The 11,948-nt window shown below is 36.4% G+C and carries 9 protein-coding genes; 2 read left to right on the top strand and 7 right to left on the bottom strand.

Annotated elements, in window-relative coordinates:
- Positions 1–22: 22 nt before the first annotated feature.
- The 3 genes from QNI15_RS06745 to QNI15_RS06735 all read right to left on the bottom strand — a co-directional run bounded on the left by QNI15_RS06745 (position 23) and on the right by QNI15_RS06735 (position 3,488).
- Positions 23–1,288 carry a serpin family protein gene (locus QNI15_RS06745; RefSeq protein ID WP_314031108.1) on the bottom strand — a complete coding sequence of 422 codons (1,266 nt, stop codon included), beginning with the start codon at positions 1,286–1,288 and terminating at the stop codon, positions 23–25.
- A gap of 430 nt (positions 1,289–1,718) precedes the next feature.
- Positions 1,719–2,549: a glycosyltransferase family 2 protein gene (locus tag QNI15_RS06740; protein ID WP_314004712.1), complete on the bottom strand. Its 831-nt coding sequence runs from the start codon at positions 2,547–2,549 to the stop codon at positions 1,719–1,721.
- 381 nt (positions 2,550–2,930) lie between these two features.
- Positions 2,931–3,488: a YqgE/AlgH family protein gene (locus QNI15_RS06735; protein ID WP_314031107.1), complete on the bottom strand. Its 558-nt coding sequence runs from the start codon at positions 3,486–3,488 to the stop codon at positions 2,931–2,933.
- 223 nt (positions 3,489–3,711) lie between these two features.
- Here QNI15_RS06735 and QNI15_RS06730 point away from each other — a divergent pair, with 223 nt between their 5' ends.
- Positions 3,712–4,308: a hypothetical protein gene (locus tag QNI15_RS06730; RefSeq protein WP_314004714.1), complete on the top strand. Its 597-nt coding sequence runs from the start codon at positions 3,712–3,714 to the stop codon at positions 4,306–4,308.
- A gap of 62 nt (positions 4,309–4,370) precedes the next feature.
- Here the strand turns inward: QNI15_RS06730 and QNI15_RS06725 are convergent, their stop codons facing one another.
- From QNI15_RS06725 to QNI15_RS06710, 4 genes are all read right to left on the bottom strand, one after another.
- Positions 4,371–5,219 carry a transglutaminase-like domain-containing protein gene (locus QNI15_RS06725; RefSeq protein ID WP_314031106.1) on the bottom strand — a complete coding sequence of 283 codons (849 nt, stop codon included), beginning with the start codon at positions 5,217–5,219 and terminating at the stop codon, positions 4,371–4,373.
- A gap of 139 nt (positions 5,220–5,358) precedes the next feature.
- Positions 5,359–6,987: an acyl-CoA carboxylase subunit beta gene (locus QNI15_RS06720; protein WP_314031105.1), complete on the bottom strand. Its 1,629-nt coding sequence runs from the start codon at positions 6,985–6,987 to the stop codon at positions 5,359–5,361.
- A gap of 144 nt (positions 6,988–7,131) precedes the next feature.
- Positions 7,132–8,067: an MlaD family protein gene (locus QNI15_RS06715; RefSeq protein ID WP_314031104.1), complete on the bottom strand. Its 936-nt coding sequence runs from the start codon at positions 8,065–8,067 to the stop codon at positions 7,132–7,134.
- 120 nt (positions 8,068–8,187) lie between these two features.
- Positions 8,188–8,973, bottom strand: coding sequence for an N-acetylmuramoyl-L-alanine amidase family protein (locus QNI15_RS06710; protein WP_313986037.1), 786 nt, complete (start codon positions 8,971–8,973; stop codon positions 8,188–8,190).
- 76 nt (positions 8,974–9,049) lie between these two features.
- Here QNI15_RS06710 and QNI15_RS06705 point away from each other — a divergent pair, with 76 nt between their 5' ends.
- Positions 9,050–11,890 (top strand): putative LPS assembly protein LptD, encoded by a 2,841-nt coding sequence (locus QNI15_RS06705; protein WP_314031103.1) that lies wholly within the window; start codon positions 9,050–9,052, stop codon positions 11,888–11,890.
- The last annotated feature ends 58 nt before the right edge of the window (positions 11,891–11,948 follow it).

Genomic DNA, 11,948 nt, shown 5'->3' with positions numbered 1-11,948 from the left:
CTATAGATGGGAATGCTTCCTGTTAGTATTTCTCGACAGCAGGGTTCATCATTTTACCTATAAACAAAATAACCCCAGAACTTTTCTCGCGGATCATATAGATAAACGGACGGTTAAAGCTATACACTGGAGGAGGAGGTGGAGCTGTAGTGTATCCAATACTAATAGATGTAACAGCCGCTGCTTCAGTTCCGGTTTCATCTACCTGCACAAAAGTTTTATGTGCCACTTCATCAATCTTCAATACTCCCTTATTGATACCAACCAGTAAATTACTAAAATCAGCTTCATCTGAAAATGCTTCTCCCATTCCTAAATTAGCCAGAATAACATTAAATTCTTTTTTTGTATAATCTCCTTCAAACTTAAATTTAGGCAATTTTATATCTATTGCAACCGAATCAGATTCTGCCAGCCAATTGGTAAAACTCTCTGTAGTAGACTGCTCTATTAAGCTTTCTATGGTTTTGGTATTTTGAGGCATAATCAACGTCATTGTAAATTGCTTATTTCCATAGGGAAGATCTACCAATACTTTGTCTTCATCTTTATATAAGTTTACAGAAACGTTTCCTCTCATAAATTCCTTCTTGACAGTTGAGCCACTTTGAAGATAAAAATTTTCTTCCTGTGTGCTACTTTTATCAAACTTTTTAGTCCATGCCCCTTTAAAATAAATAGCATTAATCAGAAGCATGACCTGCTCACCTCCTATTTCGCTTATGATCTTATCAATTTTCCCCTTTGTCTTATCCTTGACCCAATCATTGATACTACTGATCGCATCGTTTTTAGTAAAATCCAATTCGTTTACCTCTGCATCAAAATATTGTTGATTAGTTTCGACAAAATTGGTCTGTGGTATAAGGCCTTTGCGATACCAGATAGAGTTGGCAGGCGAAAAAGTAACTGTTTTGTCAATTCCATTTAAATAGTCTGCTATTGATTGAAAAGCGCTGTTTTGTTCCTCATCTGTCAAGCCTTGCATACTTAATGCTTTTTTTATTCCATCCTTCGTTGTAGTATTTGCTCCATTATATGTCATAGCAACAGCCATAGCAATACTAAAGGGAGAGATAAACTGATTTTTATCAACAGGCTGCATTTCATTTAACTGATGAAAGACATTAAAAGCAAAATCCGTGGAATTTTTGACAGTCTGTGCTTCATTAGTTCGTAGAGCCCGAACATTGGGTTTATTGTCTGGCGAGATTTCATTCTGCTTACAGGCAGAAAACAGTAAGATAGTAGCTGCTATGCAGAAATAAATAGGGTAGCGATTTTTCATGTCTCAGTTTTGATTAAAGAGTCGATTTTATTCTAACTATTTGACCCTCAAAACCTGAGAAAGGTTGCATCTTATTATATAGATTAACTAAAATATTACTTACATAAATAGTAAGTTAAAATACTATAGAAAATAATTCTGTACAGGTAAATCCGCTAAGCAGAATCTAACTCAATAAATGTCAGAAATGGCTTTGTAAAGGACGAATGCAGAAAAAAAATCAATTTACTTGATGGAATAATAACTCATTGTGAATAAACTAGTGAGGAAGGTAGAGATAGGATAGAGTTAAAAATATTTGTCGATAATTATTCTTAACAATATGTTCACTGAGGGGCAATTATATTTATATAGGCTAAAATCCGTCAAATTTTCTGTCAAACAAAATCAGATTAAAATTTTAGCCTATATACTAAAGCTTCTAATTATTTTAAATTTTATGAAGTTCCAGTTCGTTGAGATACTTGTCCATACCATTATCCACCCATATTAATTTATTTTGGATTGCCTCATTCATCCGTGTTATATTTATCTTTTCATAGTCACGAGACGCAACTTTATGCCATATATGACACATAACAGCACGCTGTTTTAAAAATCGTTTGGTTTTACCATTATTCATTAACCGAATTGCCAGATCACTATCCTCTCTCCCCCAACCAATAAAATTCTCATCATATCCATTAACATCTATTAAATCTTGTCTCCAAAAACTCATATTACACCCTTTTACGTAATATTTTTTTTCTCCAACTCTGTATAATGGAGATAATATATGGCTCATTATCGGAAAACGGATTCCATTTAACTTATTGTTCACTCCTTTTTCAAATAAGCTGATAAGAGTACGTTTTTCTTTCAGTATTTTCTTGGATAGATCAGCAGTCAGCAACATACGACTTCCACTCAGAAAGTAGCCACTTGCAGCAAAGTTTAAATGATCATATATAAATTTAGGATGCAAAATAACATCTCCATCTATTTGAACAACGTAGTCATATTTGGCCTTTGCAAATGCACGATTTCTTGCCTTTCCAACCTGAAATCCATTATCAGGATGCCACACATGATGAATAGGTACAGGAAATTCACTTTTATAGGATTCAATTAGTTTAAAAGTATCTTCCTTGCTGCCATCATCAGCAATAACTACCTCCTGAGGGAGAACTGTCTGATGAAGAATACTCAACAAACATACTTCTAAAGCCTCAGGCCAATTATATGTACTTATTACTAGGGAGCAACTAGGAAAACGGCTCATATGAGTTTTGTGATAATATTGTATTATTAATATACAGAATAAAATGTTTCTTACTGCAAATCTACAATGTTTTATTAAGCAAAAAAATAGCGTTTTACTTGAGATCGGAAACGGCAGTCAAGTAGATTCAGAAACACAGAAAGCTATCTGGCCAATGTATTACATGTTTAAGAGTTATGTAATACTAAATTGTAGATGTTCAAAATTACCAACCTGCGCAGTATCGTCTCAACAAGATAAGTTAGATTGTATATTCACTCATTATCCTATGCATAACTATATAACAAACATTATAAATCATCAACTTACAAACTAAAATCAACTAAAGCCGATTTATACAATTCAGTTTTACCATTCAAAGAGTAAATATCTTTCTAAAAGTTAATTCAATCGAGGGTCTGTTGGGTAATTGGCAAAAGATTTATATTTACCATCCATACGACGCAATATATTTCTCCAGAACTGGTCTGCCGGGGTTTGAAAAATAAAGGAAGACTCAGCATCTGTAATTATCCATGCATTTTGTTTCAATTCATTTTCTAACTGCTTTTCACCCCAACCTGAATAACCTACAAAAAAACGAATGTCATCCATTGTTATTTTACCCATGTTTAGCAAACTCTTCACTTGCTCAAAATCCCCTCCCCAGTACAGGTTATCTGCAACAGGAATAGTATCTTCAATAATTGGCCCCATACGATGGATAAAATGAAGTGTATTGTGTTCTACAGGCCCACCAATATGTAATGGAAGATCTGCATATATTTCATCTTCAATCACATCTTTAAGAGTCAGCACAGTAGTTTGGTTTAGAACAAAACCAAATGATCCTGTTTCTGTATGTTCACAGAGTAAAACAACACTCCGTTCAAAGTTAGGATCTCCCAAAAAGGGTTCTGCAATCAATAATTTGCCTTTAGCTGGAATTTGTTCTATCATTTTACACAAAATTTATGTAATCGTCAGATCAAACAAAGAATATTACCTTCTATTTATCAACAAGATAGCAGCAAACACTTTTATTATTCGTACTAATTCTGTACATAGAAAGCTCAGTTAACATACAAAAATTTCATTACCAACACAAGAAAGGTCTTATTTTTGTAAGGTTAATAGTTACTCTCACTTGTTAATTCTAATTAGTTACTAAAATACCATACCTATGTTGAAAAAAAGTTCTTTATTATGGATAATGCCCTTGTTGCTGGTTTCTGTTTCCTGTACACAACTCAAACAAATGGCCAACTTTACTAAGTGCCAGTTTAGAATGAGTTCAGTACAAAATACCAACTTAGCAGGAGTTAACGTTCAGCAAATAAAAAGTTTATCTGACATGAACCTTCTACAGGCAGGCAAATTAACAGCTGCTTATGCTTCAGGTACAATGCCTCTTTCATTAACCATTAATGTGGATGCTCAAAATCCTAATGATGCGACAGCAGCTATGAATAAAATGGAATGGATATTATTGATTGAAGGCAAAGAGATTGTAACAGGTACATTAAATGATCGAATAAGCATTGCTCCCAGTGGAGGAACAGCGACTATACCTGTACAAATTAATGCTGATTTACGCAAAATTATGGCCAAGAACAGCATGGATGAAAATATCAATTTAGGCTTAGGCCTTGTTGGCGCAGGCAACAAACCTTCACCTAAATTATCTCTCAAGATAAAGCCATCTATTATGATTGGTAGCCTTACCGTTCCTTATCCAGGATATATCACATTAAGCACAAACTTTGGAACAGGTAGTTAATAGTAAAAAAGGCTGAAGAAATATTTCTTCAGCCTTTTTTACTGATTTGTCACAAGAAAGCATTATTCTTCTTCCTTATTCTCAGTTACAACATCTAGTAACAAACGAACCTCTTCCATCTTATCATTGTCACCTGTCTTCTCAAAAGCCAGAGATAGATTACGAAGTACCCGTTTGATGATATCTACATTTGAACAAGGTTCATAGAAAATATCAGAAGGAGGTAAATTTAATTGCTTGATATAACTATCAATATCTGATCTGGAAAAAACAATTCCTTTATTAAACACATTAATATAGAATTGTGTATCAACCGTTTTAAATGTCAGAATAAATAGATTAGGAAGGTTTACTCCATAAATAGGCAGTTTTAACTTATGAGCAATAAGCATATAAATCACACAAAGTGAAATAGGGTTGCCTCTTTTGGAATCCAGCACAATGTTGATCATACAATTAGCAGGAGAATGAAAGTTTTTGGTATTAGCAGCAAACTTCAACTTACTAAACATTACACTGTTTAGTATCTTCACCTGATCATAGGCATGAACATCGGCCTTAAATTCAAGCCATGCATCATAATAAATCTGTTCCAGATCTTTTTTCAATCTCTCCAAAGACAAATCAGGATATTGGTAGGTTGCTACTAACCACATACCTTCCAGCAAATCCTGTGTTTCACTATCTTTCCATTCCCTTAAGCGTTGTTTTAAAGCATCAAACTGTAAGGTATGAATCAGTTCTTCTATCTTCTTCTGAACAATTGGATTAAAATTTGTCTCCCACTCAGCCTCCAGAAAAGGAATCACTGGCCCACCCAAAGAAATAATTCTTTGCTCTACATGTAGTTGGACTTCCTTATCATCGTCATCTAATAGAGACACCAAAGCTTTGATTTCATTTGTATTCATAGCAAGGCAAAACGTAGCGTACACGCAAATGTGTCAATTCTAAAAACAAGAAACAAAAATTTACTTTAGATTCAATGACAATCAAATGGATATTTTCCAGTTGTAGAATCTATCATATTTCCAATACCTATATCGTCATTTATGTCTGAATAACTCCTACATTATACCGTTTTTCAATAGGTGCATGATTAGCAGCCTCAATTCCCATCGCAATTACCTTACGAGTTTCCAGTGGATCTATCACCGCATCAATCCATAACCGGGCCGCAGCATAATAAGGAGACAACTGGTTATCATACTGATTCTTAATCGTTTCAAACATCTTTTTCTCTTCGTCAGCTGTTATCTCTTTCCCTTTTGCCTTTAAGGCTGCCAGCTGAATTTGCAATAATGTTTTGGCAGCTGACGAACCACTCATTACAGCCAGTTGAGCAGAAGGCCAGGCAACCATCAATCGGGGATCATAGGCACGGCCACACATCGCATAATTTCCTGCACCATATGAATTGCCAACAACAACAGTAAATTTAGGTACTACGGAATTTGCCATAGCATTTACCATTTTTGCACCATCTTTTATAATTCCTCCCTGTTCAGAGCGACTTCCTACCATAAATCCGGTCACATCCTGTAAAAACACCAATGGTATACGTTTCTGATTACAATTCATAATAAATCGTGCCGCCTTATCTGCCGAATCTGAATAGATTACTCCACCCATCTGCATTTCCCCTTTTTTTGTCTTTACCATTGTCCGCTGATTGGCTATAATTCCAACAGCCCACCCGTCTATACGTGCCAATCCACAAAGCAAACTTTTCCCATACAATTCTTTATATTCATCGAACTCTGAATTATCCACCAAACGCTTAATAATTTCACGCATGTCATAGGGTTTTACCCGATCTGATGGAAATAATCCATATAGTTCCTGAGGGTTGTCTTTAGGTGGCACAGGTGTAGATCTATCAAATCCTGCTTTAGGAGCATGTCCCATTTTGTCAATTATCCGACGAATAGCGGTGAGGCATTCCTGATCATTAGGATATTTATTGTCTGTCACACCTGAAATTTCACAATGAGTAGTAGCACCTCCCAGAGTTTCATTATCTACATCCTCTCCGATAGCAGCCTTGACCAGATAAGAACCTGCCAGAAAGATAGAGCCTGTTCCCTCAACAATCATGGCTTCATCCGACATGATAGGCAGATAAGCCCCTCCAGCTACACAAGAGCCCATAATAGCTGCAATCTGAACAATTCCCATTGAAGACATCTGAGCGTTATTTCTGAAAATACGCCCAAAATGGTCTTTATCTGGAAAAACTTCGTCCTGCATAGGCAGATATACACCTGCACTATCTACCAGATAGATAATTGGCAGTCTGTTTTCCATTGCAATTTCCTGTGCACGAAGATTTTTCTTGGCCGTAATCGGAAACCAGGCCCCTGCCTTAACAGTAGCATCATTGGCAACAATCACACACTGACGCCCATGAATATAACCAATCCCTGTAATTACCCCTCCAGCTGGACATCCTCCGTCAGCCTCATACATACCATATCCTGCCCAAACTCCGATTTCTAGAAAATCGCTTTCCTTATCAATCAAATATTGGATACGTTCTCTTGCGGTAAGCTTGCCTTTCTGATGCTGGTCTGCAATTTTTTTCTCTCCTCCACCCAGATGTATCTTCTTTAATCTTTCAGTAAGATCAGCACTTAGCTGTTTATTTGTCTGTTCATTTTTAGTAAATTCCGAATTCATAGAATGGCTTATCAGTTGCGTGATGAAATTTAACCGGAACCAAGTTATACTTTTACGAGAAAAATATAGACAAAAATCAAAAACAATGGAAATAAAAAAACCTTCAGTGAGATACTGAAGGTCTTGACTAGCTAATTAGCAGTCTTATTTTTTTATCTTATCCTTTTTTCCAAATACAGAAAAATGTATATATCGCTTAGGATGTTCACGGAAATCAACCATCAGACTATCCAGATTGGCAGAAAATCGATTTAGGTTATTATAGAGTGAATCATTTTTTGCCAGTTTGCCCAATGATCCTTGTCCCTGATTAATCTCATTTAACAATTTGCTAATATTAGCAAGTGATGCATTGGCTTTATCAACTGTCTGACCTAACTGTATCCGGCTTAAGCTATCACCTGTAGCGTTCAATTTTGCCATTAAAGGTTTTACTCCTGTCTGAGGATCATTTAGCGCACCAGACATTGCATTCAGATTTGTTAGAATTCCCTTGATAGCAGCCTGATTTTGTGCCAGTATGCCATTTAGAGCAGAAGATGTATTCTCCAGATTCTGTAACGTTCCTCCCAAAGGCTTGCTTATCTGTTGAAATTGTTTTAACAAAACATTCAGGTTATACAAGGCGGTATCCAGGTCACGGCTTAAAGGCTTTGCCTCTTCAGCTAGTTTTCCCAACATATCTACCTCAATTTGCGAGATCAAAGTATCACCTTCATCCAACGGACGGCCACCTTTACCAATCAGAAGTTTAATTTCTTTGCCACCCAATAAACCAGTGCTGGCAACTATCGCAACAGTTGAATCATTGAGTTTTACTTCTTTTTCTATATCCAATGTGATAAGCACCTGGTTGCCACGATTCTGAAGCAATGTTTTACCAGCCACCTGCCCTACTTGCACACCATTGACCGTAATAGGGTTTGAAACATTTAATCCCTCAGCATTAGGGTAAATAGCATAATAATATTCTTTGTTGGAGAAAAGATCAGAACCTTTCAGGTAGTTAAAGCCAAAATATAAAACAACACCTGACACAAGAGCCAGTATCCCTATTCTAATTTCTTTCGAGACTGCCACAGCAAAATAATTAAGTTAAAAAATCAAAATTTAGACCCTATTTAAATCGATCCAATAATACTAGAAAAACAAAATTGTTGGAAAATAAAAATGGCATTTATCTGTCATGATACAGAAAGTTTAATCTGTTGCTTCCATATCTTCCTTATACGCTTTAAATCCACGATAAATGGAGTTCGCAATAGTTGAACGGCCTTCCTCTGTTCTAAGATATTTTTCTTCTGTCAGGTTGCTCAGAAAACCAATCTCAATTAGAGCGCTAGGCATAGTGGTTTTCCATAAAACGATAAAACCGGCCTGTCTCACGCCTCTGCTATGTCGGTTTGCTCTCTTTTCAAACTGAGACTCTACATGGCTGGCAAATCTAAGACTATTTTCCATATAAGCACTCTGATAATTGGCAAACAAAATATGCCCCATGGGTGAATCGGGGTCATAGCCGCCATATTTTTTTTCGTGATTATCCTCTAGTAGAATAGCAGAATTTTCCCGTTTGGCAACATCCAGATTTCCTTCTGAAGTATGTAACCCCATTGTATACGTTTCTGTTCCAGCAATCGCTTTGGAATTATTTGAGTTACAATGAATCGAGATAAAAAGATCGGCATGATTTCTGTTAGCAATTGCAGCACGTTCCTGTAAGTCCACAAACTTATCAGTCATACGGGTATAAAGAACTTTTACATCAGGAAAGTTCTTTTTTATAGTTTTGCCTACTTCCAAGGCTACTTTCAAAGCAATTTCTTTTTCCTGTACATATTTTCCATGAGTACCTGGATCTTTGCCACCATGGCCCGCATCAATAACCACCAGACGTAGTTTGTATTGGGGGCGTTTTTCTAATGGAGTAAAAGCACATAACGAAACTATAATACCCAGTACAAAAATGAGAATAATATTTTTCACAATGCTTCAATTTTTTGTCTCGAATGCCCTAAATTTGTGCAAAAATGTAAATTTTTTAATAAAACTGAAACATCTTTTGCGTTTATCTTGCCTTTTTCTAGTATTCGGTTGTATTCTTACAGGTACCATACTAACCACTTATGGTCAGAATCGCCGTGACAGTGTACGTGTTTCTCCACGTAGCACAGCACTTGATTCATTAAAAAAACCTTCTTTGTTGAGAGACACAACAGCTCAGGGGGCACAGACAGACAGTTTGCGAAAACAAAGCAGAGAAATTGAGACTTCTGTTACATACAGTGCTCAGGATTCGATTATACTGGATGTTAATGGTAAAATAGCCCGGCTGTATGGCCAGGCAAAGATCAATTATGGTAATATTGCTTTAGACGCCGAATATATAGAGATAAACTGGGATACAGGAATCGTAGATGCACAAGGGGTAAAAGATTCCACAGGTAAAGTGGTTGGGGCACCCATTTTTACAGAAGGTAATCAAAAATATGAGACAGAAAGAATTCAATATAATATTAAAACTAAAAAAGCAATTATTGGTGGTGTTATAACTCAGCAAGGAGAAGGATATGTCAGAGGTACAGATGTATTTAAAGATCCCTATGATAACCTTTATATAAAGGGGGCTATTTATACAACCTGTAATTTACCAAATCCGCACTTCCATATTGCAGCACGAAAAATTAAAGTTGTTGGAAATAAACAAGTTGTATCCGGACCGTTCAATTTTTATCTAAGTGGTATTCCTTTACCTTTAGGACTTCCCTTTGGTTTCTTTCCCTATTCCTCTGAAAAACGTAAATCAGGTGTTATTGTACCAACGTATGGAGAGGAACCTACTAATAGAGGTTTTTTCTTACGACAGGGTGGTTATTATTGGGCAATGAGTGATTTTATGGATATGAGCTTCCTGGGTGAAGTTTATTCACGTGGAGGATGGGGTTTAAATGTCCGTTCAACTTATACAAAGAAATATGCATACAGCGGTTCACTTGACTTACGCTTTAACAGACAAAGCACAGGAGATGAAGGATTTAAATCACGCACAGATGCATTCTGGATTAGCTGGTCACACAGTCCTGTCAGCAAAGGTACAGGACGTTTTTCTGCAAGTGTTAACTTAGGTTCGACAAATTACAACTCCAAATTTGCCTATGCAGGTGCAGGTGTACAAAATGATATCAACCGAAGAATTTCTTCTTCCTTTACTTCCAGTATTTCTTACTCCAACTCTTTTTCAATCAAAAACCTGCCAGTAACCTATAGTGCAAGTGCCAGACAGGATATGAATACGGTAACAGGTATTGTTAATACATCACTACCTGAATTTAATATTTCTCTTAACCGATTTTATCCATTGAAAGGTAAAGGAGGAAGTAGTAGCAAATATTTCTGGCAAACCTTAAACATGGCTTATCAATTGGATGGGTATAACAGAATTAGTAACTCTCCTCAATCTTTTGCCACATCCTATCAGGGACTACCGATATCGAATGCATATCAGACTAACGGAGATACGCTTCCTTTCAATTTTTCAAATGCAGGATTACTTTGGAAAAGAGCGGATAAAGGTGTAACACATACTATACCGGTTTCAATGACAATGAAACTACTCAAATACCTGAGTATGAATTATAGTTTTAACTACAAAGAAACCTGGTATCCTCAAAAACTGACTTTCTATGATGCCCAAAATCGTTTAATTAACTCAGATCTTTCATTCAATCAGGGTGATAGTATTAGAATTGATACAGCGCGAGGATTTGCCCGTTCAAGCTCTTACTCTGCCAGTGCCAGTCTGACAACCAACATTTATGGGATGTTTAATGTTCATGGCAAACGAATTGAGGCAATCCGCCACCGGATGGTGCCAAGCATAGGCTTTAGCTTTACTCCTGATTTGTCACCTGATAAATTTGGATTCTATCAGATAGCCATGGTACAGGATTCTTCTGGAGAAATGACGAAAGTAAGGCTACCTCGTTTTAGCAGTACCAGTAATTTACCAAGTGCCAGTCTTTCAAAAAGCATTACATTTAGTTTGAGTAATACTCTTGAGGCTAAAATAAAAGCCAAAAGCGATACAGCGAAAGTGAAGTATGAAAAAGTAAGTCTTCTGGACAATTTTGGTTTTTCAGGTAGCTACAACCTGGCAGCTGACTCGCTAAAACTATCCAATATTAGCATCTCGGCACGTACCAAACTATTCAAAAAAGTAGATATTAACTTTACCTCTACATTAGATCCATACCGTATGGTTCAGTTGCAATCAGTTGATGCAGATAACAATCCGGTTTTTGATTCTAATGGCAATCCAGTTTATATACAACGTCGTGTAGATGAATTTGCCTGGCGTTCCAGTCGTTATACTTCGAATACAGGAAGAGTGGGAAAGGTACAGGGTAGCAGCTTAGGACGTATTACTAGTTTGAACTTAAGTATTAGTACCAGTTTAAATCCGAATGCAAGTAAAAAGACAACTGAAAAGGTTGATAAAGATCCAACATTGGATGAACAAACCAAACAACAGATAAAGGCCAATCCTAACCTCTATGTAGATTTTGATATTCCATGGAATGCCAATGTGGCATATAACTTCAATTATTCCAAAGATGGATTTAGAGCATCCAGTGTTGTACAAACGCTGACTTTTAACGGCGAAGTAAAACTTACCGAAAAATGGCGTATTGGGGTTACATCAGGTTATGATTTTACCAGAAATTATGTTGTTAATACGACTGCCATCAATATATTCAGAGATTTACATTGCTGGCAGATGACAGCCAACTGGGCTCCTTTTGGTTCCTATCAATATTATTCTATTGATATTCAAGTGAAAGCTTCTATGCTTAAAGATCTTAAACTCAGCCGCCGTCGTACATGGTATGACCAAGGACGTTAAACTAATTTTTCTATTTCACATAAAAATCCCTCTGATTTCTATAAATCAGAGGGATTTT

Source organism: Xanthocytophaga flava (assembly GCF_030068545.1).
Taxonomy (GTDB): domain Bacteria; phylum Bacteroidota; class Bacteroidia; order Cytophagales; family 172606-1; genus Xanthocytophaga; species Xanthocytophaga flava.
Note: the sequence above shows the minus strand (reverse complement) of the source record. Positions and strands in the feature narration are given on the sequence as shown.

Bases quoted from the DNA above. Each gene is read 5' to 3' on its own strand.
- QNI15_RS06735 (WP_314031107.1), bottom strand. From the start codon at position 3,488: ATGATAGAACAAATTCCAGCTAAAGGCAAATTATTGATTGCAGAACCC.
- QNI15_RS06720 (WP_314031105.1), bottom strand. From the start codon at position 6,987: ATGAATTCGGAATTTACTAAAAATGAACAGACAAATAAACAGCTAAGT.
- QNI15_RS06740 (WP_314004712.1), bottom strand. From the start codon at position 2,549: ATGAGCCGTTTTCCTAGTTGCTCCCTAGTAATAAGTACATATAATTGG.
- QNI15_RS06730 (WP_314004714.1), top strand. From the start codon at position 3,712: ATGTTGAAAAAAAGTTCTTTATTATGGATAATGCCCTTGTTGCTGGTT.
- QNI15_RS06745 (WP_314031108.1), bottom strand. From the start codon at position 1,288: ATGAAAAATCGCTACCCTATTTATTTCTGCATAGCAGCTACTATCTTA.
- QNI15_RS06725 (WP_314031106.1), bottom strand. From the start codon at position 5,219: ATGAATACAAATGAAATCAAAGCTTTGGTGTCTCTATTAGATGACGAT.